Below are 23,656 nucleotides of genomic sequence, written 5' to 3' on the forward strand. Positions count from 1 at the left end.
ATGAATCTGAACAATCCAGTCCCAGTGGAACAGGAATCAGACAAAAGTTTCTTGATTTCGACATGGGCGATTCAAAATAAAATCACGGTTTATGTGATTATCGCCATCATTACTATTGGCGGGCTCTTAGCTTTTACTTCGATGCCGAGAGAATCTTTCCCTGAGGTAATTGAAAATAAAGTGTACATTTCTTCTGTATACCCTGGGAATACAGCAGAAGATGTAGAAAAATTCATTACCGAACCTATTGAAGAGGAGCTGAGAGGGGTTTCTGGAATCAAAGATATTCAGTCAATCTCATTCAATGATTATGGAATGACTATCGTTGAATTTTCTGACGATGTAACTTTAGAGGAAGCTAAAAATGATGTGAAAGACAAAGTAGACATGGTAAAAGCTGATGCTAATTGGCCTACGATGGATACTGGAGCAAAAGTAGAGCCGAATGTTTTTGATCTAAATATCGCTGAAGAATTCCCCATTGCAAACATAAATATCACAGGAAATTACACACTACAGCAACTGAAAGATTTTGCCGAAAAACTTCAAGATGATTTTGAGTCCTTACAAGCCATCAAGGAAGCGCCGATTCGTGGCGTGAACGACAAAGAAGTAGAGGTAGCGCTAGATGTGTATAAAATGGCTGCTGCGCAAGTTAGCTTTAATGATATTGCACAGTCTATTTCTGGCGACAACAAAACAATTTCTGGCGGGAATATCATCAATCAAGATCAGCGGTTAAACATTCGTGTAGTAGGTGAGATTATGTCTCCTGATGATTTGAAATTAATTGCCGTGAAAGAAACTGGTGGAGTCACTTATCTAGGTGATATTGCCGAAATCAATTTTAGAGAAAAAGATAAAACCACTTACGCCCGCGAATCTGGTGAGCCTGTAATTATGATGGACATCAAAAAACGGAGTGGCGAGAACATGATTGATGCAGTGAATGAGGTACAGGCATTAATAGACCACGCCAAAATGGACTATCTACCTGCAGACGTGAAAGTTACAGTTACCAACAATCAAGCTCCTAAGACAGAAAATCAAGTCAAAGATTTAATTAATAATATCGTTTTTGGGGTAATTTTGGTTGTGGGCGTATTATTATTTTTCTTAGGCTTAAGAAATGCCAGCTTTGTAGGGATGGCGATACCTCTTTCTATGCTGATGTCTCTGATGGTTCTGAACTTCATGGGCGTAAGTTTAAATACCATGGTGCTTTTTGGCCTAGTAATGGGGCTTGGGATGTTGGTAGACAACGGAATCGTAGTTGTAGAAAACGTCTATACATTAATGAACTCTGGCTATTCCAGAAAAGAAGCCGCAAAGCAAGGTGTGGGCGAAATCGCTTGGCCAATTATTGCCTCTACTGCAACCACGTTGGCCGCCTTTTTCCCCTTAGCTTTGTGGCCAGGCACCATGGGTAAATTTATGATGGTTTTCCCGATGACACTTTCAGTAGTACTAGGCTCGTCCTTATTTGTAGCATTGATTATCAATTCCATGATGACTTCAGAATTTATGCACACCGAAGCCGAAGATAAATCAGAGCCAAATAAAAGAAAAATGATTATTTCTACAGCCATTTTAGGCGGGTTGGGCATTCTTTTAGTCCTTTCAGGTTATGTTTTTAATGTCACAATTCTTCGAATTTTTGGGAACTTAGGTATTTTCTTCGCTATCATGATTTGGGTGTATGAATATATATTATACCCACAGAGTATTTGGTTTCAAGAGAAAGGATTACCTTGGTTAGAAGACAAATACCGTGATTTTTTGCATTGGGCTTTAAAGCGTAAAAACCCCGTTTGGCTCATGGTAGGAATGCTGCTCTTATTTATTTTAAGCATTTCTTTGTTGGGAGTAACACAACCTAAAGTTTTATTTTTCCCAGAGAACGACCCCAATCAAATCATGGTCTATGTAGAATATCCCGAGGGAACCGATATTGAAAAAACCAATCAGCTCACCAAAGAAATTGAAGCTCAGGTAGCTGAAGTGGTAGATGATTATGTTGTGAAAAAAGATGGAGAAGACTACAACTTCATGGTGGAATCAAATGTCTCTCAAGTAGGTGAAGGAGCTGGAAATCCGCAAACAGATGCTGGGTCTTCAGCTGAAATTCCACACAAAGGGAAAATCACTCTGTCTTTGAGAGAATATAAATTCAGGCACGGAGTAGATAGTAATGAAGTCTTAGAAAAAATCCGTAAAGCTGTTCGCGGGCATGCAGGAGCCTCTGTGACGGTGGAAAAAAATGAAGTGGGGCCGCCCGCTGGTTACCCAATAAATTTAGAAATTCGGGGTAAAGACTACCAAGCAATGATGGACGAAGCCGAAAAAATGCTTGTATTTATTGAGCGATCTGGCGTGCAAGGACTGGAAGAATTGAAAATAGATGTCTCCAGAGATATTCCAGAGATGAAAGTAGAAGTTAACCGCCAGTTAGCTGGTTCCATGGGAGTTACAAACCAAATGGTAGGTGGAACTTTGCGTCAATCAATCTATGGCTACGAAGTTTCTCGCTACCGCCCTGCTGGAGACGATGACGATTACCCAATTAATATTCGATTAAACGAAAAACAACGTTATGATGAAAATATCGTGTTTAATCAGCCTTTGACGTTTAGAAATCCAAATAATGGGCAAATTATACAAATTCCCATTTCTGCCATTGTTACAAAAACCCCAGAAAAGCAATTCAATAAAATCAAAAGACAAGATTTTGAACGCACAATTACGATTTATTCCAATGTCTTGGGAGGGTATAACCCAACAGAAACTGTAAATAAAATCAAAGAAAAATTAACACATGCGGGGTATGCACTTCCTAAAGGAATGAGCTATAAATTCACAGGAGAACAGGAAAAACAGGCAGAAAACATGAATTTCTTGATGACCGCACTTCTAATTGCCATTGCTGGAATTGTATTGATTATCGTCGCACAATTTAACTCAATTTCTAAACCTTTTATCATCATGCTAACGGTATTGCTAAGCTTTATTGGTGTATTTTTAGGTTTGATTGTGAATGGTGATGATTTTGTGATTATGATGACTATGATGGGAATTATTTCATTGGCAGGAATTGTGGTAAACAACGCCATTGTCTTGATTGATTTCACGCAATTGCTTATCAATCGAAAGAAAAAACGATTGAACATTCCAGAAAATGTAATGTTGCCGATTGCTGACATGAAAGATTCCATCGTGAATGGTGGAGCATCACGCCTGCGGCCAGTTCTTTTAACGGCCATTACCACAGTTTTAGGCTTGGTTCCGTTAGCCACTGGGTTAAACATTGACTTTGAAGGTTTACTAAGCAATTACAATCCAGATATTTACATGGGCGGAGATAACGTCTTGTTCTGGGGACCATTGGCAAAAACAGTCATCTTTGGGTTGGTTTTTGCAACTTTTTTAACCTTGGTGGTCGTTCCCGTATTACAATATCTAATTAATCGATTGAAATTTAGAGTTCGCTATGGTAAAAATGCAGAGAAATACCCGAACTAATTTTTTTTAAGGCTTAAAAAAATCCGTAGAGGAATCTGCGGATTTTTTTTCATTAATTGATTATTTGAAAAAAATAGACTTTTGATAATCAAAAAAACACGAAATATTATGAATAATAAATAAAAAGCTTTAGAAATTAACGCCATCAAGCAAAAAGCATAAAGGGAAGTGGATTTTGAGGATTTTCTAAGCCTTAAAAAAAATCAAGCTTTTTTTGCTGATTTTGGAGTGCAACCACAACCTTTTTCACAAGAACTATTTCCTGGTTTTAGTAAGGGTAGAAGTAACTTTCTAAATAAGTAAACCAAAGCGATAAGAATTAAAATTCCAACGAAAATATATTGCAAAATCATAATTAGCTTCATTAAAAGTGTTTCTTTAATTATATTCAAAATTGAAATTAATGTGAATAAAATTTTTGAAGTTGATGTAGATGAAGTGTAAAAAAATGCATTTTACTTACCCTATTCTTCTCAAATCAAATGCCACATTTGAATAATTCTCATTGATGTGAATGTTTTTTTAAATTAATTCTATTCCTCCCCCCCCTTATTCTTTTTCCAAAAATGAATGTTTTTGCTTGTTTCACAAGCTTGCTAATTGAAAAATTATGGTTTGAAAATCTATAATTGCTGTAATAATTGCTCTGGAGTAAAGTAGCCGTTGAGCGTATTGAGGATTTTGCCATCAGATGATAAAATAACCATTGATGGAAATGCGGTTTTGCCTTGTAACAAATGGTAAGCCAATAGATTAATCCCAGAGCGGCCTGATTTGATGAATTTAAAATCTTGCCCTCTAAAGTTGATGATGTCTTTGTGCTCGGCGTTTAATTTTACGGGAATATAGTTTTCTGAAATGTGCTTTACTACGTCAGTGTCTTTGAAGGTTTTTGCGTCTAATTTAGCACACCAGCCACACCAGTCGGTATAGATGTCGATGAACATCGGTTTGTTGGGGTTTTCTTTTTGAGCTTTTTCTGCTTGTTCAATGGTAAGCCAGTTGATTTCTTGAGCTTTAATTTGTATTGAAATGAATAATAATATGATAAGGGATAGTATTCTCATTGTTTAATAATTTTTACAAATTTAATTTTTAAAGCTTTAAAAAAAAATAGTTTAAGATTTTTTATTACTTCACTCCGTGCATTAATCTTTTTAGCACTGGGTGTAATAGTAAGGCTAAAATTCCTATAATTATTGGAATAAAAGTGAAAATCAAGAAAAAAGTAGAAATATCATATTTATTGGTGATATCATCTATCATTTCGCCTAATTTTCCCGATGTTTTGTTGCCGATGGCTAATGCCAAATACCAAACTCCAAACATAAAAGCAATCATGCGTGCAGGCACCAATTTGCTCACATAAGAAAGCCCAACGGGTTGCACACATAATTCACCTAAGGTATGAAGTAAATAAGCCATAATCAGCCATATAAAACTCACTGATGCTGTTTTTGCTCCCTGTGGTATGTCCCTAGAACCGAAGGCCAAAAAGGCAAACCCTGCTCCTAATAAAAATAAGCCAATTGCGTATTTGCCTGCAAGCGATGGGTTGTATTTGCTCTCCCACCATTTAGACATCAGCGGGGCAAAAAGAATGATGAAAAGTGAATTTAAAATTAAAAACCAAGTGGCTGGAATCTCAATTTCGTTGTCTTTCTTTTGAATGACTTGGGCGGTGAGAATTTGTGGTAGTTCGGCTACTTTTTCATTATCAATGAGTTTAAAGTTTTTGTTATTTTTGTCTACATCTACTACATAAACTTCTTGCCCATTGCTTAAATCTTGTGTGGTTCTGATTACCGTATTTTCTGCTTTAGGAATAGAAATTTCGTAAGAAAAAGTATTGAATCCATAATAAATTTTCCAGAAAATGAGTCCCCAAATGATGAGAAAACAAGAGACTAAAATCAGATTGGAGGCTAAATAATTTTGGTACGTTTTTCTGAATAAAAGGTATAAAACATAAGAAATAATCGCTACTGGGACAACGGTAATGATGATGTCTAAAATATTGAAAATATAAGCTGCATTGCCAGATAATACTCGATTGGTGTAATCTTTGGCAAAAATACTCATAGAGCCTCCTGCTTGTTCAAAACAGGCCCAAAAGAAAATGATGAAAAAAGCGATAAACATAATGGCAAACATCCGATCTCGGGTCACTTTTTCATAGCGTAAAGTCCTAATGATGAGGAGGATGGTGAAAATAATTAAGGCTGTAATGATGATATGACTGGAGAAGTCATTCCCGCCAAATTCTAACAGATTGTAATCTGTAATTTTACTTAGTGGGTCATTGATTACCCACGTAAGACCCGTTACGGCAACGAAACTGATTAAAATTTTGTCGATGAAAGTGAAAGGGTTTCTACTCTCTAAAATTTTTATATGATTTTCATCTTCTACTTCATTATCATGTTCAGTTGGTTTTAGACCGACTTCTCCAAAAATTTGATGTGCTAAAATAAATTGCAATAAGCCGAGAAGCATAAAAATACCAGCCAGACCAAAGCCCCAAGACCAACCTAAATTTTCGCCCAAATAGCCGCAAAGCATAATTCCTAAAAAGGCTCCAGCATTCACACCCATATAGAAAATCGTGTAAGCACCGTCTTTTTTCTCTGGGTGTTTTTCATACAAGACAGAGATAAATGAAGTCATATTTGGCTTGAAAAAACCTGTGCCAATGACTAACAAAAATAAGCCTAAATACAGAAAAACTTTGTGCGTTTCTATTGCCATGGCTGCATGACCTAAAGTCATAATTACTGCACCAATGATGATGGCTTTTCGGTAACCTAAATATTTATCGGCCAATTGCCCGCCAATGATGGGTGTGAGATAGAGTAGCGCTAAATATGTTCCGTAAAGCGCAAGTGCGTTTTCTCGAGGCCAATCCCAGCCACCAATACCTACTGCACTGACCAAGAATAGAACCAAGAGAGCTCGCATCCCGTAGAAAGAGAAGCGCTCCCACATTTCGGTGAAAAACAATACAAACAATCCTGCAGGGTGTCCTAAGATTTGACTTTCTTTACTGAAAAATGAATGGTTTGTATTGCTCATGATTGTATTATTTTTTTTAAGGCTTAAAAAATTTTTTAAAAAATTAATTTGTAGTCTTGAGTGCGTCCTTTTTTTCTTTGGGTCTGATGACTACACGGTCATAAATACTCAAAGCAACAATCGTTATTAAGCCAATTCCCACAATTACATACCATATCTTATTGGGGCTATAGGTGTCCCAAAGCATTTGTGTAACTTCCCAGTGATTCATGCCCAGTTTTTGTTCTGCCATTGCATAATACTCGTTTTTTGTAAAACTATCAGAAACCTCTGGCATTGCAATATTTCTTTTGGCTAATTCTTTCTGAAGTAAACCAAACTTGTCTGACCACGCTTCGTAAAGATTTCCAGAAATAAATTGGGTTAAAAAATTCCCTGCTGCGACGGGGAGAAAATATGTTCCTTGGTATAAAGCTTCTTTTCCTTTCGGAGAAATTAATGCGATGAATGATGAAAAGGTAGGGTTGGTCGTCATCTCACCGATGGCGAAAATTACGGTTCCCACGATGGTGAACATTACATTATTGGTATAAAAAGTTAAGCCGATACCAATGGCTGCGATTAAAAATCCACGAATCATAGCGCTTACATGGCGCATTTTGGTTACAAAAAATGAAACCCCCATTTGTAAAAACACAATCATTAAAGCATCGATGTTGGTAAACCATTCAGCTTTGATTTGTCCATTTTCTGTTAATGTTTTGCCTAAAAAAGGTAAATTTTGGTTTATCCAATCACTGATATTTGCAGAATTAACCCAATCGGTAATGAAATTAGGTAGGGTATAAAACAACTGGTTGAACATCGTCCAGAAACCAATCATCAATATCAATAAAACCATGAGGCGGGTATCTTTTAAGGCTTCCCAAATTTTATTGAGAGAATTTGTAATTTCCTTCCCGATGGGTTCTTTCTCATATTTTTCTCTCTCAGGTTCTTTAAAGAAAATCCAAAGTACTATTAGATTAATAGCGATGACCACGGCCGCTTGAATGAAAATAATTTTCCAGCCAAACGTAGTTCTCAGATAAGAAGAAGAAGCCGGCCCGATGAATCCACCGATATTCACCATCATATAAAAAATCCCAAAGCCTAGAGTCCCGTTGGATTTATTGGTAGATTTTGTGACAATTCCAGATGCTACTGGTTTGAAAAAAGCCGCGCCCAAAGCTACTAAAAGGAATACCAAGTACATGCCCCAGTAGGTGTCTACAGTACCCATGAGGTAGTAACCTAAAATCATGGTTAAATAAGCGATAGTAAGTGAAATTTTATACCCAATTCTATCTGCAATGACTCCAAAAAAGAGTGGTAAAAAATACAAAATAGCTGTAATTTGGCCCATGATGCTTCCTTTCTGAATGTGACTAAAACCTAAGCCCCCTTCATCTTTACTTGCAACAAGATACAAGGCTAGTAGGGTGAATACTCCATACCAAGCCCAACGCTCCATAAGCTCCATGAAACTGGCTACCCAAAAAGTAGGGTTGAACGATTTCACCGTTTCGCTGAATGATTTTTTATTCTCTGTCATAAATCTATTATAATTATACTTCAAGCATTGCTTAATAATACCTTGCAAAAATGATTAAATTTTTGTAACTATTTAACTCCGTGCATCAATTTTTGGATGGGCTTATTCAATAAAATAATTACCACTGCCAGCCCTAAAAGTACATACCCAATGGTTGAAAAAACCTCTATGTAATTTGCTAAGCCTTCTGCTGCACTTGCTGTTCCTTCCCCTGCATGTCCGCCTGTGATTGCAGCAATTTTACCGCCTAAATAATTTGCAATGGCAAAACTCAGAAACCACGCTCCCATAGCTGTTCCCGCAATGTTTTTAGGTGAAAGCTTGGTTACCATAGATAAGCCAATCGGTGATAGAAACAATTCACCTGTTGTGTGTAATAGATATAATACAATCAAGGTCAATAATGGCACTTGGTAATCGCTATTCACAAACTGCAAGCCTATGATGGTGACTAAGAAGCCTAATGCTAATTGAATGACACCGAAAGCAAACTTCAATGGAATGCTTGGATTTCTCCCAATTTCTGAAAGTTTTACCCACATTACAGAAAAAATAGAACCAAATGTGATGATGAAAAATGGATTGAAAAACTGAGTCATAGAAGCGGGCATTTCCCAACCGAAAATATTTCTATCTACATTTCTATCAGCAAATAAAGTTAAAGAAGTTCCTGCTTGTTCAAAACACGCCCAAAAAGCGATATTGATGACCATGAAAATAATCAAGGCAATCATTCGGTCTTTCCAAATTTTAACGTTGTTTTCTGCATCTGCTTTTATTCCAGCTCTTACCATAGATATTACAATCAAGATAAATAGCGAGATAAGGATGTAATCCATCCAGCTGTTTTGTAAAATTAAGAAATAGCAAACTGGGATTAATAGCAATGACGCGATAACGACCAATTGTGCTTTAGTTAATATTCCGCCAAGCTTTTCCTTCCCTTCGGGAGTGATTTCTAAGCCCTCTGCCGCGGCAAAACTTTTCCGCCCAGACCAGAAAATAAATAGCCCCAAAAGCATCCCCAAACCTGCTAAAGCAAAGCCGTATTTAAACCCATAAGTCTCACCAATATAGGCAATTAAAGTTGTAGCAATCAACGCCCCGATATTGATGCCGATGTAGAAGATAGTAAAACCTGAATCTCTCCTCGGGTCATCATCTTCATACAATTTGCCCACAATGGTAGAGATATTAGCTTTAAAGTATCCGTTACCTACAATCAAAGCGCCCATCCCAATTAGTAGAAAATGTTCTGTCCCGCCTAAAATGAGAAATTCACCAATAGCCATCAAAATAGCCCCCAAGAGAACAGCGTTTTTGTAACCTAAATATTTATCGGCCATCTGTCCTCCCAAAATAGGTGCGGCATAAACTAAACCTGTGTAAGCTCCATAAATTAAAGCTGCTTCAGCATCACCTTTCATCAAAGATTTGACTAAATATAACGTCAATAAAACACGCATACCATAGTAGCAAACGCGTTCCCACATCTCAGAAAAAAAGAGAGTCATCAGCCCATTGGGGTGTCCTTTGGCTATTCCAAAATTATTCATATTCGTAAATTTTATTGTCCATTCCTAATCATTTCCTTGTGTAAAGAAATTAAAAATTTTTTAAGCCTTAAAAAAAATTAATAAATGCTAACAAATATATGATTAAAAAATGAATCACTTTGTTAATTTATTTATAGATTTACTACATTTGCAAGATAATTCAATTTTTTAGCAAAATGAAAAAATTACTATTTTTAGCAATAACATCCTTATTATTAATCAGTTGTAATTCAGATGACGAAATTGGGAACGTCGTTAATCGTTGTGAGTTTCCTACCACTTATTCTCATTTTTATGATTCACAAAAGTTTAAACTCGATAAAGTTTCCAACCAATTGGTGCAATCTGTAGGGGAAAACACGGTTTTTGAAATAAAAACAGTTCCGCCAACCTGCCCTTCTAAGACTATCGGCGACATAAAATACGACTTAGAGCAGAACACCTACCGCATTCTCTTTCAAATTCCTAACAACTTAACTCAAGTTAACTGGTCTGGCGAGGAATTAGAAAAAGCTACGCCCATTCTAGAAGTGATTAATAAAGATAAAAAAGTCATTGCTCACTACTTGATGAATGATCCCAAAAATTACATTAAGGCGACAAAAAAAAGAAACGAATGGAATGTTTCTTATTCTCTGAAATATAAAACCGAAAGATTTAATTTTGAATCTGAGAATTCAAATATTACTTTCACTCAAAGAAGAAAATAATATAAAAACCCCTTGTGCTTTTTAAATAATTTAAGCTTTAAAAGTTGATATACTGCACAGTTGTGAAAATTTAATACTTCTGCGATCATATGTTATATGAATCAATTGTAAATTTTGGCATAGAAATTGTGGGCGTTAAAATCAATTAAATAATTAGATGAAAATGAAAAATTTAGCAATTGTAATTTTAACGGCTGTTTTCTTTTTTACAGGAATTAATGCAAATGCCCAGGAATCAATCATTACTAAAGAAAGATTACCTCAAAAGGCTCAGAAATTCATCTCAGATAATTACTCAAAAAGCACGGTAGATTATGTGGTGATGGATAAAGAATTTCTTTCTGTTGATTATAAAGTAAGATTTACGGATGGTTCAGAAATTGAATTTAACTCAGACGGCGAATGGGTGGAAGTTGATGGGAAAAAAACTCCTATTTCAACAGGATTTATAGCCAAAGGTATCCTCAGTTATGTAAAACAAAACTTCCCCAATGCTCAAATCATAAAAATTGAAAAAAGCCGTTTGGGAAAACAGGAAGTGAAACTTTCAAACGGAATGGAACTTGAATTTAATAGCAAAGGGAAATTCATAAGATTTGATTGATTAACATTACATTTTTTTCATTGCAAATATGTGATTTATTAAGTATTTTTTAACTGCAAAAGCCCTGATTTTTAGGGCTTTTGTTTTTTTCTTTTTTTGACAGATTTTTTAATTCGTTATCAGTCAATTAATAATATTGTATTCTGTTTATCAATATAAGTTGATAATCATTCTTCATTAATCTCTCTATGGAATTCAAGAATATATAAAGCAATTTTTTGTATGTTCATTCTTCAAATCATAAGACTGGTAATGATATCAGGTTAATAATTCAAACTTAAGTTAATTGATAGAAGACATTTGATTAAATGTTGACGCAAGATTAGAGTCTTACTGTCTCGTTTACAAAAGTATTTTTTGATTTTATTTAAAACCAGAAAATAATTCTATTGGTTTTTTAACTAAAAAAAGACTCTTTCGTGGTCACAGAGATGAAAGCACATCATTTTGGTATGCTTTTTTGTTTAAAAATTTTTTAAGGCTTTAAAAATTTTAAAGATAAATTTTTAAAGCCTTTTTAGAAAAATTAAAAATCCCCAGTTTCAAAAACTAAAACCAGGGATTTTATGAGAACTTATTAAGATTTTTTATTGATAAAATTTAATTGGCATAAATAAATTCTACTCCTACTATCGTAACAATCTCACGTGTGCCAGTGTGACTTAAGAAATCGGAGAATCTTATTCTATCTACTTCTATAGGTTCTGAGAATTTAATATAAAGATCCTCTTGATCATAGTCAGAATCTATAAAAACACCTTGCTCCACATATTCATCATCATCCCCATTAGCAGATTCTATTTTCACTTGTTTTAATGAATATCTTCGATAAGAATCATCATAGTTACTATAATAAGTTAACAATTTAATTCCTATGATTTCATCTGGTCCTGGAATTTTTGCAATTAAGATGTCATCTCCTGAATTGGTATACCATACTGCATCTCCATCGTTTAACTTATCTAAATTATTTGTGTTATTAGGAGAGCTAAAGGTGATTTCTGAATTATAATAAGTCCCTTCAATTTCAGTTTTAGTATCGCTATTATCGATATTATTTCCATCAGGAAGTCCTTGTATAAGAAGATTTACTTTAAGCATAAATTTATCGTTCCCAGCTAAATGCTTAACTTCGGAATCTTCAAATACGGGCTTTAAAGGCAACGTATATACGCCCTTTTCTAGGGTTTTAAAAATCTCTTCTTTGAAGTTGATTGTAATTTTGTTTTGTTTTTGGTTTAATTCAAATTTATTATTGTAATTCAATTCATAAGCGTCACTAGGTAAAGCCTTTAAACCTTTTGATGATAGCCACTCATTGTCAATTTCTAAACTATAAGGCAGTTCTTTTTCTGCTTCTTTATTCAGGAAAATATCAAACGAAATATTTTCTAAACCTTGAATTTCAACACTATTTTTTTTGACTTTCTTTTTTATAGATTGATTACTAGATGTTTCTGTAAAAAAAGCATACGTGTCTAATAAATTAACAGGTGGGGGGGGGGTTCTTTCTCCTTTGGTTGGTTTTTCAGGTGTATATGAGTCGTCAAATCGGTCGACGACAATTTCATTATCATTACAGCTGTTATTGATAGACAATGCAGGTAATAATGCGATGCAAGCGTATTTTAATATATATTTTTTCATTGTTTATAGATTTTTAGTTAGGGAAATATAAATTCGTTATCAAAACTTAATAAGTCTTTATCTCCTGTAAATATTACTTCGTAATTTCCTTTGGTTTTTGTAGCAACATTCTCAAATTCTGTTTCTTCGTTTAGTGGCATATATATCACCAATCCCTCGGCAGATGGGTCTGCAAAGTAAGTAGTGCTATTGATTTCTGATAAAGATAGAGCTCTGTCCCAGAAACGCAATTCTCTCATATAGCCATCAAAAGTTGTACTAGCAAAAGCAAAGCCTGTTGACCAATCAATTTTACCTGTCCACGGTCCGCTATATGCTAATTTACCATTTACATATTGCTTGAAGTAAGGAATATTATTAATCATTTCAAAAACAATAGCGAAGTGATACCATTTGTTGGTTTCAAATTTAAAACTATCAAATTCTGGCTGATTGTAGCCCACTTTTCCACCTGCAGTGGTAAATAAAGTTAGTCTTGCGCCATACATAATTTGGTAAAGATTCCCTCCCTTTGAGGCGTTGGGCCAAACTAAGCCAGCACTCTCGTTCATTTGAGCAAATCTCACGGAGAATTGTGCTGTCCAATTCTCATAATCATCTGCTTTAGACACATCTTTCAGTCTGATTCTAATATCTCTATGGGCACCTGCTCTTTTTGCCCTTAAAACGCTGGATTTAAACTCTCTGTCTAGTAGTAAAAGTCCTGTTTTAGCAATTTGAGTATTAACATAGCCGTCTGATGAAGCCTCTGTCAAAGCAATGGGAATGGCGTATTGTGTAGAAACGGGTAGCTTCTTTCCTTGTGCATCTACCATTTCGCCAACCTCAACTTTGATGTTCCCACCAAAATCATTTTTATCTAAATGAAGGGTCAAAGATTTTCCTTTCTCACCTGTTTTGGTATTGATGAGGTTAAAAGCATTGGCTGGCAGCATTTGATATTTAGAATTGTTTTTCTTGTTATAAGCATCCAAAACTTCTTGTGACGTTTCTACTTTGAGAAAAGCCGAGCCTTTGCTCAGGTTTGAGATTCTAGGCGTAAAGCTGGTAGAACCACCATTGTCTTTTACCGAGAATCGTACAGCGTCTGTATTCTGTAACTCATCAATATAGGCAACGCTAACTTTAGCGTCTTGGGGAGATGGAAGTTCATCTTGACAAGCCATCGCACTAAAGAAAAGTGCAATGGCTAAAAGATTTATTTTTAAGTTTATGATTTTCTTCATTGTTACAAATTTTTAAGGGAAGGTTTCTATTGAATTAAAATCAGTGTTACCACTGTTTGCTCCACTACCTAATTTGTAAGTGTAAAGACCTTTGGTTTTTGTTGCTACATTTTCAAATCTAGTAACATCATTCAAAGGCATATAAAGTACTAGATTTTCATCATCAGGATTTGCAAAATAGAGCGTACTATTGATTTCAGATTCTGTCAAAGCTTTGTTCCAAAGTCTAAGTTCTCTGATGTAGCCGCTGAAACTACTGTTTCCCATATAGACATAACCCCAGTCTTCAATTTTCCCAGTCCATGGACCGCTATAAGCTAATTTACCATTGAGGTATAAACGGAAGTATGGAATTTCATTTTCTACCTTAAATGAGATGGAAAGATGATACCATTTATTAGGTTCGAATTTAAATTCTTCAAACTCAGGCTGATTTAGTCCAACTTTTCCTCCTGCGGTAGTAAATAAGGTCAAACCATTGCCGTATAGAGTTTGATAGAAACTCCCGTTTGAGGTTCTAGAATTAGGATACAGTAAACCTGTATTTTCTCTAATTCTTCCATTTCCATTATCGTCTATTTTGAAAGAAATTTGAGCAGTAAAGTCACTAAACTTTATGTCATTAGCTTCATCTATCATATAAGCTCCAAGTCTTCCTTTAAGACGCAAAACCCCTGTAGTAAATTCTCGGTCTAAAATAAGAATACCTGTTCTAGAATCTGAAGTTTTAATATACCGATCTGCAGAAGCGCTTGATAAAGCTACAGGGACTGCATAGCTATCAGCTACGGGTAATTTGTTCCCTTCTTTATCTAGCATATCCCCAACCTCTACACGAATATTAGCTCCAAAATCATTATTCTCTAAATTCACTTTGAGTGACTTTCCTTTTTCACCTGTTTTGGTATTCACTAAATTATAGACATGCTCAGGAAGCATTTTATAATTTGCATTATTTTTAGCGTTGTAGTCGTCTAAAACTTTTTGAGAGGCTTCTATTATGATGTAAGCTTCCCCTTTACTCAGCTGTGAAATTCTAGGCGTAAGGCTGGTAGAGCCACCATTGTCATTTACAGAGAATCTTATTGTTTCTTTATTCTGAAACTCATCTATGTAAGCCACTGTAGCTTTAGCATCTTGGGGTGAAGGGAGATCATCCTGACAAGCCATCACACTATAGAATAGTGCGATGACCAAGGAATATATTATATTATTTATCATTTTCATTTTTAATTTTTTTTAGGGTAAGAAATTATTGTAAATATCTCTTGGGTTAAGAATTCTGATTACCTTTCGAGTATATTTATAATTAGCCTCTTGTTCTAATTCTATATGATAAGCTGCCCAGCCACCATAGCCGTTTCGTTTCACAAAATGAGCTTTTTGTTCTGCACAAGATAAACCATTTACTTGATGGCAAACTCCACCTTTGGCTCCTGCTTTCTCAAATTCATCACTGAATAAATGTTTGCTTTTGTCATAATCTTTTATCATAGGCATATAGTTACGATATTGTTCAGATACCCTATTATAGTTTTGCTCTACAAAATAATCGAAATATTCGCCATGCTCTGGGAATCTCCTAGCCATATCATCTAACTCACCGTCAAACATGAATAAAGTTCCAGTTCCTCTCGGGTTATAATCTGTGGTTTGTTTGGGGCCAAAGTTTTTGGCCATTTCTTCGATGAATATTTTTGCTGGAGCAGCACTGTTTGTACCTTCTCCTGATTCGTTTTCACAATCGAAATATAAATTACCACAGCCACTATGGTTACCTACATGAGGTTCCCAATCGATATCATAACCGTTGAAGTTATGTTTTTTGATGAAATCAGTCAATTCAATAGCGTATTGTTTAGCTTTTTCTAAGTTATTTTTGTCTTTATGACGTTCATTAAAGCCTTCAACAGTGCCAGGTAGACCAAGTCCTGCAGTACCTGTTTGCCAACATAAAACAACACGGATTCCTTTAACTTCCTGTGCGTACTTCAAATCAGCCCATTTGGCACTACCTTCTTCAAAAGGCGTTGTCCCTCCCCAAATGGCTACAACATCAACACTGTCTGGTAAACTAGCCAGTTGAGTTTTAGGAATTCCTTCTGTAGCACTCCATCCGCCAAACCAACCGTAAACGATAGGGTGGTCAGATTTTTTATAAGCTCTAATATTTTCCCAGTACTTATCATACATTTTTGCTATACGCTCATTATAAGCTTTTGTGTCTTCATCTTCTTGTTTTTGAAGGTTTCTTTCTTCTGCCCATTTTTTCATATCACGCGCTCTTAATTGAGCTAAAATGGCAGGTTGTTCTTTTTCGATATCAATTTTCTCGGTTTCAGTCCAATCACTACAGCTGAAAAACAGAAAAGGTAAAATGAATAATATTAAATATTTCGTTTTCATATATATTATTTTAATTAGTTAATATTTGGGTTTTTATCCCACCAAAGTCTAGTCGCTGAATTGTCAGGACCATTTAATAAAGCTCCTGCTTTAGCAACGTTTTCTGTGTTTTGAATTTTCTCAGATTGAGGGAAAGGAAATCTTCTAACTCCTTGGTTAGAACCGTTTCCAGTAAGAATTCCTTGGTTAGTTTTATTTTCAAAAACAAGAATTTGCTTAGGATACCCCGTTCTTCTCCACTCAGACCAAGCTTCTTGCCCATCAGGGAAAATAGCTAAATATTTTTGAGTAATAATTTGCTCTAAATGTTGCTCTTGAGTACTTGCAGAGCTCCATTTTTTGCTAGTACCACTTGGTCTTGGTGCATTATAGGCAGAGTTGAAGGGATCTTCAAATGAAGCTGGGATGGCATCTCTTGTCAAGTAATCACCTAAAGCTACGCCATTCTCTTGGAATGAGGTCTTAATCCCTTGGTTGTAGAATTCCTCTGCATTTCCACCGATTAACCCGTAAAGGGCTGCTTCAGCTTTTAGAAAATAAGTTTCAGAAGCTTTGAACCAATATACAGGTGTTTCTGATTCTATATTTGGAAGAGAAAAGCTATTGTGTGCTTTTACATTATTTGGCATTGGTATTCCAGCTCGTAATGCAAAATAATCATTTTGATTATTAATACTTCCTTTTCTGAAATAAGAAGCAATTCTCGGGTCATTGAAGCCTTTGAGATAAGTTTGGATGGTGGCTCCCATTCGAGTGTCATTATAGCCATCCGAAATTAGTTTTAGTGAATTATCATATTCAAAGTTTCCTTCAGACTTTAGCATTGCAATGTCAGCCACGTTTTCGATAAGGCCACCAGGGTTAGTAATTGCTTTATTCGCATATTCTCTTGCTAAACTTTCATCAGCGTATCTCACACGCATGGCTAATCTAAGCATCAATGAGTTTCCTAATTTCATCCATTTATTCACATCTCCGTGGTAAACACCATCATAATTTTTTAATAGGGTGCTTTGATTATTAGCATAGATATTCAATGTTTCTATAGCTTCTTGTAATTCTTTAAAAAATGAACGGTAGATAACTTCTTGTGAATCATAAGGAACTAAAAATGAACCAGAACCGACTTTACTGTATGGTAGGGGGCCAAACATATCAGTCGTTTTATGTAACCCCATAATCTTGATGATTTGAGCGATGGAATATGTGCTTTGATTTACAATGTCTTTTTTCTCGAAAGTCACATTCCCGTCTTGGTCTTTTTTGACTTCGTGGGTTTGTTGTCTAATTTGAAACCAAGGGTTAACAATATTTCTATACATGGTAGTGTAAGTGTAATCTACCCATCCTACAATCATGTAGTAAGTGGTAAAGTTATTCCCGTTGTTAAATTTATTAAGCGTTGGAGAAAAATACCCTGCCCAGCTATCAGAAGCTAGGTTTAAAGTGATCTGATATTCATTAATTCTATCAGTACCTTCTCCTCGCCCTCTTGTGGGGATTATTCTTTTTTGGAAATCAGTGAAATAGCCTCCAGAAGCAACGCCATCATAGTCTATTTCTTTTTCGGTAGGTCTTAATTTATTTCTATTGATCTCTTCAAAGTCACCTAAACAGCCTGAAATTGAAAATAATGCTAAAAACAAGAAAAGACCAGTAATTTTTGATATGTTATAATATTTTGTTTTCATTTTTATTTTTTTTAAAAATCTATTTTAGCGTTAATACCAAAACTTCTTAAACTTGGAGTCATAAAAAATTCTGTACTTCTATAAGTCCCAGTAGAAGCTGTTGACTGAGGATCAAATGGAGCTTTGTTGTAGATCATCCATAAATTTCTACCCACTAGAGATATCGTTAACTTATTGATAACATTGTTGAATAAATCGCCTTTAAAAGCATAGCCTAAACTAGCTTCTTGCAATCTCACGTTGGTAGCATCATAAGTATAATAACCCATTAACTCTTCTCCTCCAATTGTGCTATAATATTTTTCTGCATCGTATGTATGTCCATCAATGGTAACACCTCCTTTGTCTCTAGCCTCAGCCGTTGCTTTAGAAACACCATAAGCATCTAGCACAGCTTGTGTCCCAGAATTTACGATTCCTCCAAAGTTACCTGTCACTACAAAACTTAAATTAAATCCTTTATATCCAAATTGGTTGTTCCAACCCATTGTGAAATCGGGAGTTGATTTCCCAATTTTAATTCGTTGTTTTCTATCTATTTCAAAGAGTCCTGAATTTCCTTCAATTAATTTACCACTAGCGTCTCTTCTCAAGATTCCTTCAGTATAAATATCTCCCATGCTTCCACCTTCTTTGATGAGAGCTCCATTGATGTAAAGTTCTGTTAAATCAAACTTTGAACCATCCACAGGGTTGGTGTAGCCTCTGACTAACTCTTTGATTAAGTTAACGTTTCTAGTGTATGTGAAGTTGGTAAACCAGCTAAAATCATTCCAAGACTGGTCTAAGCCTAGAGCTAACTCTATACCTTCGTTTTGAACATTCCCTGCTTGAACATAGAAGCCTGAATATCCTGATGACGGCGGTAATGAGCTAAGAAAAGTCTGATTATATGTATTAGAACGATATAAAGTCAAGTCAAAGTTTAATTTATTTTTAAACATTTTCAATTCTAAACCACCTTCATAAGATTTTGTGCGTTCTGCTTTAAAATCTGGGAATGGGTAAGTAGATCTTGGCGTCAAACCTGCTGAAGGAGATAAGTCATAGGTTATTGTACCTGGCGTTACACCTAATTGTGTGATAGGCGAACCCACTTCTGTATAGGAACCTCTAACTTTCAAAAATGAAATTACTTTTGGTAAATCAAGCATTTTAGAAACGATACTCGACAAACCAACGCTAGGATAGAAAATAGATGGTTCTTTTGAATTAACTAATTGAGAAGCCCAGTCATTTCTACCAGTTAAAGTTAAATAAAGCATATTTTTATAACCTAATTCTGCACTACCAAACAATGCAATATTTCTAGTTTGCCTGTGGCTTTGCCCGCCAACACCGCTCTTTTTGGGGTCTAAATTGGCAGCTGAAAATAAATTAGGAATCAAATTGAGAGAACCTCCGATGCCTATACTTTCGCCTACGCGGTCATCATAACTAGTACCAATGTTAGCGACCAAATTAAAATCGTTAATTTTTTTGTTAACATTAAGCATTAAATCTGCATAGGTTTGAATGTTTTTTTCTTCGCTAGCAGAGTAATAACCTTTGTCTGAATTGGTAAATAATTTATCTGTAGAAGCATAATATTTTCTCTCAATTTTATTATAAATATTATCTACACGCACACGCCCAGTAATATTAATCCAGTCAGCAAAATCATATTTTAAACTAGAATTAAACATGTATCTATTTTTATGACTTTGTGTCAATTCGCGGTTTACAATCCAATATGGGTTTTCTGCTGTGAATAGTTTTCTTTTCACATTATAAGGCCAATATACCTCATTAATCCCCCTTGCAGGGTTGTACCTTTCATAAGCTTTGATAGTATTAAAATCATCACCCCTAGGGAAAAGATACAAAGAAGTCAATGGGTTAAAATACCCTCCTTCAGAAATCATATTTTGATCTCCTTGCATAATGTAGCTCCCACTCACATCAAGATGTAATTTATCATCTAAGAAATTAGCAGTGTTTCTTGCAGTGAAATTACGTCGATAATAGCCATTATTTGGAATAATACCCTCTGCAGTCGTAGTAGCAACAGAGAAATAAGTTTGGTTTTTTTCCGTACCCACAGACAAGCTTGCAGAGTAAGTTTGATTCATCCCCGTTTGGAAAAAGTCTTTTGGATCAAACGTAGAAGGAGTAGCCAATTTATCTCCCCAGCTTCTATCTGAACCTGGTGCATTACCATACGTATTTTGGAACTCGGGCAAAATAAAAGGACGATAAAACTCTGTTGTAGAAGAAAGATTTAACTTCATACGCCCATCTTTACCTTTTTTAGTAGTAATCAAAATAACACCATTTGCTGCCGAAGCACCGTAAAGTGCCGCTGCCGAAGGTCCAGTCAACACAGAGATGCTCTCAATATCTTCAGGGTTAAAATCCGATATACTTTCCCCCCCACCTTGACTGGCAAATCGACCACTAGCTGCTCGAGAAGGATTAATCATCGGCATACCATCAACTACATAAAGCACATTATTATCCCCTACCAAAGATTTTGCCCCACGCATGACTACCTTAGTAGCACCACCGATCCCCGCTGAACTTTGATTGATTTGAACCCCAGCAACCTTACCTGTGAGCGTGTTCATGAAGTTAGCATCTTTAACTCTAGTCAACTCCTCACTCTTGATTTCCTGTACGTTATAGCTCAAAGCCCTTTCCTCTCTTTTAATCCCCAAGGCTGTAACCACTAATGTGCTCAAATCAACTTGGTTGCCCGTCCCGTAGATGCTCTCTCCAAATAGATCAGAAACATACATTTCCCCATTAGCTAACTCTACGTTCAGCGTATAGTTTTCCATTAAATAATCTGCAATATCTTCAATAGAAGAATTACTGAAAGAAACTTGTTCTATCTGGAAGTCCTTCAGATCCGCAGCATTAAAGTTAATTTTGACACCGGTTTGCACCTGCAGAGAACTTAAAAATTCCGCTAAAGACACAGGAGCACTAATTTCATAATTGATGTTCCTTTCATTCACTTGCCCGTAGCCTGGCGTTTGGCACACTAAGAAGGCAAGCATTAAAGTCATACATGTTTTTTTCATCGATTAAAAAAATTTTATTTTTCGACAATAATTTTAATAATTTTCCATAAAAATAGGTTAAATAAAATTAATTTGAAAATAAACTTCAATTTAAGTGTAAATTTTTAGTGTTAAATATATCATGTGCTAACATTCAAGTTAATTTATTACCTTTATAGCCTTTTTGCAAAGGCTTTAAAAATCCTTAAGTGTCTTCAGAAAAAAAGAGAATTTTTTAAGCCTTTAAAAATTTTTTAAAAGAAAAAATCACATTAAATTAGCTTGTTTAAATGTGATAAAGATGGAATATTTATCATCTTGATAATCTCAAAATAATGACAAAAAATAAATTCAATCCTATCAGTTGGGTACCAACGCTTTACTTCGCTATGGGTTTGCCGTTTGTGGTATTGAATATGGTAAGCGTACTGATGTTTAAAGGCTTAGGAAATTCGGATCGAGAAATTGCTTTTTGGACGAGTTTAATCATGCTCCCATGGACACTCAAACCTCTTTGGAGTCCTTTTTTAGAACTGTACAAAAACAAAAAGTTTTTTGTTGTTTTAACACAATTGATGGGTGGCCTTATTTTCGGTTTAGTGGCCTTATCTTTATACACTAATTATTATTTTGCCATTTCTATTGCACTGATGTTTTTAATTGCCTTTAGCGGAGCTACGCATGACATCGCAGCAGATGGAGTATATATAAGCTCTCTAGACAACGAAGCGCAAGCAAAATACATCGGTTGGCAAGGAGCTTTCTACAATTTGGCTAAAGTCATTGCCACAGGTGGGCTGGTTTACTTTGCAGGCTATTTAATCGAGCAAATCGGTGCCGTAAATGCCTGGGCTGTTGTTATATCAATCTGTTCGCTACTGTTGGTAGGCTTTGGCTTCTATCACATCAAATTTTTGCCTGGCGGGGAGAAATCAAATGAAACAGGCTCTTGGCAAGAAGCAATGCAGCGTTTGGGTGATGTTTTAAAAAGTTTTTTCTTAAAAAAACACATTTGGATTTATATCGCTTTCATTATTCTTTATCGTTTTGCAGAGGGATACGCCATCAAAATTGTTCCCTTGTTTCTAAAAGCTGATGTAGCACTGGGCGGGCTGGGACTGACCGAAAAAGAAATCGGCCTATACTATGGCACGTTCGGGGCGGTGGCGTTTCTTGTAGGCTCGGTATTGGGCGGCTATTACATTAGTTACAGAAAAGGACTAAGTAGAGCACTTTTCACCTTATGCTGTGCTTTCAACTTGCCCTTTATTGTCTATTTACTATTAGCCGTATATCAGCCATCGAGTGGCTTTTGGGTAAGCGCAGCCATTATTACAGAATATTTTGGCTATGGATTTGGCTTTGTAGGGCTCATGCTATTTATGATGCAGCAAATAGCCCCTGGCCCACATCAGATGTCACATTACGCCTTTGCTACGGGAATTATGAACTTGGGGGTAATGATTCCTGGGATGATGAGTGGCTACCTCAGTGATTGGTTGGGCTACCAAGGATTTTTCATTTGGGTTTTGGTTGCCACCATTCCTGCTTTTTTAATCACTTACCTCGTCCCTTTTACATATCCAGATAAAATAGAATCAAAATAAAAAATTTAATAAATATGAGCCAAAAAGTACAAATACCTTGGGAAAACAGACCCGAAAACTCATCAGAAGTGATGTGGCGAAGTCAAAACAACCCAATTATCAGTCGTTACAGTATCCCATCGTCCAATAGTATCTTCAACAGTGCTGTTGTCCCGTTTGAAGATGGATTTGCTGGCGTATTCCGTTGTGACAACAAAGCCGTTCAAATGAATATTTTTGCTGGATTTAGCAAAGACGGAAAAAATTGGAAAATCAACCACGAGCCGATTCAGATGAAAGCAGGGAACACATCAATGATAGACTCTGACTATAAATATGACCCACGAGTTGTATACATAGAAGACCGCTACTGGGTCACTTGGTGCAACGGCTACCACGGGCCAACCATCGGTATAGCTTACACCTTTGATTTTAAAGAATTTTTCCAGTGCGAGAATGCCTTTCTACCATTTAACAGGAACGGCGTACTTTTTCCACAGAAAATTGACGGCAAATATGCCATGCTAAGCCGCCCGAGTGATAATGGGCACACACCATTTGGCGATATTTACATCAGTTTCAGCCCTGATATGAAATATTGGGGAGAGCACCGTTGCTTGATGAAAGTTGCTCCGTTTGACCAAAGTGCGTGGCAATGCACCAAGATTGGAGCAGGCACCGTTCCATATCTGACGAAGGAAGGATGGCTTATGTTCTATCACGGCGTCATCAATACTTGCAACGGATTCCGCTACTCGATGGGAGCTGCGATTTTAGACGAAGCAGACCCAACGAAGGTTTTATACCGTACCAAGCCTTATTTATTAGCCCCAGCAGCACCGTATGAATTGGCAGGAGACGTGCCCAATGTGGTGTTCCCCTGTGCCGCTTTGTTTGACGATGAAAAAGACCAAGTTGCCGTATATTATGGGGCAGCAGATACATCTGTTGCTATGGCTTTTGGGCACATTTCAGAGATTTTAGAATTTATAAAAAACAATAGTTTATAAGAAATTTTTTAAGCCTTAAAAAAATCTTGTTTCCATCTCAAGAGGCAAGAT

Annotated in this window: 15 protein-coding genes; 5 read left to right on the forward strand and 10 right to left on the reverse strand. The window is 36.0% G+C overall.

Features of this window, described 5'->3' with window-relative positions:
- A complete protein-coding gene (locus D5J18_RS01345) occupies window positions 1-3,519 on the forward strand; it encodes an efflux RND transporter permease subunit (protein ID WP_119057222.1) in 3,519 nt (1,172 codons plus the stop codon).
- 623 nt (window positions 3,520-4,142) lie between these two features.
- On the opposite strand, the gene D5J18_RS01350 is transcribed toward D5J18_RS01345, so the two are convergent.
- The 4 genes from D5J18_RS01350 to D5J18_RS01365 form a co-directional block, all read right to left on the reverse strand.
- Window positions 4,143-4,586, reverse strand: coding sequence for a thioredoxin family protein (locus tag D5J18_RS01350; protein ID WP_119057223.1), 444 nt, complete (start codon window positions 4,584-4,586; stop codon window positions 4,143-4,145).
- 64 nt (window positions 4,587-4,650) lie between these two features.
- Window positions 4,651-6,591 (reverse strand): peptide MFS transporter, encoded by a 1,941-nt coding sequence (locus D5J18_RS01355; RefSeq protein WP_119057224.1) that lies wholly within the window; start codon window positions 6,589-6,591, stop codon window positions 4,651-4,653.
- 43 nt (window positions 6,592-6,634) lie between these two features.
- Window positions 6,635-8,125 (reverse strand): MFS transporter, encoded by a 1,491-nt coding sequence (locus tag D5J18_RS01360; protein WP_119057225.1) that lies wholly within the window; start codon window positions 8,123-8,125, stop codon window positions 6,635-6,637.
- Between the two features lie 68 nt (window positions 8,126-8,193).
- Window positions 8,194-9,681 (reverse strand): peptide MFS transporter, encoded by a 1,488-nt coding sequence (locus D5J18_RS01365; protein WP_119057226.1) that lies wholly within the window; start codon window positions 9,679-9,681, stop codon window positions 8,194-8,196.
- 176 nt (window positions 9,682-9,857) lie between these two features.
- On the opposite strand from D5J18_RS01365, the gene D5J18_RS01370 reads away from it, so the two are divergent.
- Window positions 9,858-10,391 carry a hypothetical protein gene (locus tag D5J18_RS01370; RefSeq protein ID WP_119057227.1) on the forward strand — a complete coding sequence of 178 codons (534 nt, stop codon included), beginning with the start codon at window positions 9,858-9,860 and terminating at the stop codon, window positions 10,389-10,391.
- Window positions 10,392-10,554: 163 nt separating this feature from the next.
- Window positions 10,555-10,995 (forward strand): PepSY-like domain-containing protein, encoded by a 441-nt coding sequence (locus D5J18_RS01375; protein ID WP_165844935.1) that lies wholly within the window; start codon window positions 10,555-10,557, stop codon window positions 10,993-10,995.
- Between the two features lie 600 nt (window positions 10,996-11,595).
- On the opposite strand, the gene D5J18_RS01380 is transcribed toward D5J18_RS01375, so the two are convergent.
- Genes D5J18_RS01380 through D5J18_RS01405 form a run of 6 tightly spaced genes read right to left on the reverse strand, consistent with a single transcriptional unit; the run spans window position 11,596 to window position 21,030 of the window.
- Complete coding sequence (locus D5J18_RS01380) at window positions 11,596-12,642, reverse strand: BT_3987 domain-containing protein (RefSeq protein ID WP_119057229.1); 1,047 nt, start codon at window positions 12,640-12,642, stop codon at window positions 11,596-11,598.
- Window positions 12,643-12,659: 17 nt separating this feature from the next.
- A complete protein-coding gene (locus D5J18_RS01385; RefSeq protein ID WP_119057230.1) occupies window positions 12,660-13,868 on the reverse strand; it encodes a DUF1735 and LamG domain-containing protein in 1,209 nt (402 codons plus the stop codon).
- 12 nt (window positions 13,869-13,880) lie between these two features.
- Complete coding sequence (locus D5J18_RS01390) at window positions 13,881-15,089, reverse strand: LamG-like jellyroll fold domain-containing protein (RefSeq protein ID WP_221407261.1); 1,209 nt, start codon at window positions 15,087-15,089, stop codon at window positions 13,881-13,883.
- A gap of 18 nt (window positions 15,090-15,107) precedes the next feature.
- Complete coding sequence (locus D5J18_RS01395; RefSeq protein WP_119057232.1) at window positions 15,108-16,274, reverse strand: glycoside hydrolase family 18; 1,167 nt, start codon at window positions 16,272-16,274, stop codon at window positions 15,108-15,110.
- Window positions 16,275-16,288: 14 nt separating this feature from the next.
- Window positions 16,289-17,965, reverse strand: coding sequence for a RagB/SusD family nutrient uptake outer membrane protein (locus tag D5J18_RS01400; protein WP_119057233.1), 1,677 nt, complete (start codon window positions 17,963-17,965; stop codon window positions 16,289-16,291).
- Between the two features lie 11 nt (window positions 17,966-17,976).
- Window positions 17,977-21,030, reverse strand: coding sequence for a SusC/RagA family TonB-linked outer membrane protein (locus D5J18_RS01405; RefSeq protein ID WP_119057234.1), 3,054 nt, complete (start codon window positions 21,028-21,030; stop codon window positions 17,977-17,979).
- 314 nt (window positions 21,031-21,344) lie between these two features.
- Between D5J18_RS01405 and D5J18_RS01410 the strand changes: the two genes are divergently transcribed.
- Complete coding sequence (locus D5J18_RS01410; RefSeq protein WP_119057235.1) at window positions 21,345-22,616, forward strand: MFS transporter; 1,272 nt, start codon at window positions 21,345-21,347, stop codon at window positions 22,614-22,616.
- Window positions 22,617-22,630: 14 nt separating this feature from the next.
- Window positions 22,631-23,605: a glycoside hydrolase family 130 protein gene (locus D5J18_RS01415; RefSeq protein WP_119057236.1), complete on the forward strand. Its 975-nt coding sequence runs from the start codon at window positions 22,631-22,633 to the stop codon at window positions 23,603-23,605.
- Window positions 23,606-23,656 lie beyond the last annotated feature (51 nt).

This window comes from Candidatus Ornithobacterium hominis (assembly GCF_900538215.1).
Lineage (GTDB): Bacteria > Bacteroidota > Bacteroidia > Flavobacteriales > Weeksellaceae > Ornithobacterium > Ornithobacterium hominis.

Excerpts from the sequence above, each read along its gene's own strand:
- D5J18_RS01345 (WP_119057222.1), top strand. The coding sequence starts at position 1 with ATGAATCTGAACAATCCAGTCCCAGTGGAACAGGAATCAGACAAAAGT.
- D5J18_RS01350 (WP_119057223.1), bottom strand. The coding sequence starts at position 4,586 with ATGAGAATACTATCCCTTATCATATTATTATTCATTTCAATACAAATT.
- D5J18_RS01355 (WP_119057224.1), bottom strand. The coding sequence starts at position 6,591 with ATGAGCAATACAAACCATTCATTTTTCAGTAAAGAAAGTCAAATCTTA.
- D5J18_RS01360 (WP_119057225.1), bottom strand. The coding sequence starts at position 8,125 with ATGACAGAGAATAAAAAATCATTCAGCGAAACGGTGAAATCGTTCAAC.
- D5J18_RS01365 (WP_119057226.1), bottom strand. The coding sequence starts at position 9,681 with ATGAATAATTTTGGAATAGCCAAAGGACACCCCAATGGGCTGATGACT.
- D5J18_RS01370 (WP_119057227.1), top strand. The coding sequence starts at position 9,858 with ATGAAAAAATTACTATTTTTAGCAATAACATCCTTATTATTAATCAGT.
- D5J18_RS01375 (WP_165844935.1), top strand. The coding sequence starts at position 10,555 with ATGAAAAATTTAGCAATTGTAATTTTAACGGCTGTTTTCTTTTTTACA.
- D5J18_RS01380 (WP_119057229.1), bottom strand. The coding sequence starts at position 12,642 with ATGAAAAAATATATATTAAAATACGCTTGCATCGCATTATTACCTGCA.
- D5J18_RS01385 (WP_119057230.1), bottom strand. The coding sequence starts at position 13,868 with ATGAAGAAAATCATAAACTTAAAAATAAATCTTTTAGCCATTGCACTT.
- D5J18_RS01390 (WP_221407261.1), bottom strand. The coding sequence starts at position 15,089 with ATGATAAATAATATAATATATTCCTTGGTCATCGCACTATTCTATAGT.
- D5J18_RS01395 (WP_119057232.1), bottom strand. The coding sequence starts at position 16,274 with ATGAAAACGAAATATTTAATATTATTCATTTTACCTTTTCTGTTTTTC.
- D5J18_RS01400 (WP_119057233.1), bottom strand. The coding sequence starts at position 17,965 with ATGAAAACAAAATATTATAACATATCAAAAATTACTGGTCTTTTCTTG.
- D5J18_RS01405 (WP_119057234.1), bottom strand. The coding sequence starts at position 21,030 with ATGAAAAAAACATGTATGACTTTAATGCTTGCCTTCTTAGTGTGCCAA.
- D5J18_RS01410 (WP_119057235.1), top strand. The coding sequence starts at position 21,345 with ATGACAAAAAATAAATTCAATCCTATCAGTTGGGTACCAACGCTTTAC.
- D5J18_RS01415 (WP_119057236.1), top strand. The coding sequence starts at position 22,631 with ATGAGCCAAAAAGTACAAATACCTTGGGAAAACAGACCCGAAAACTCA.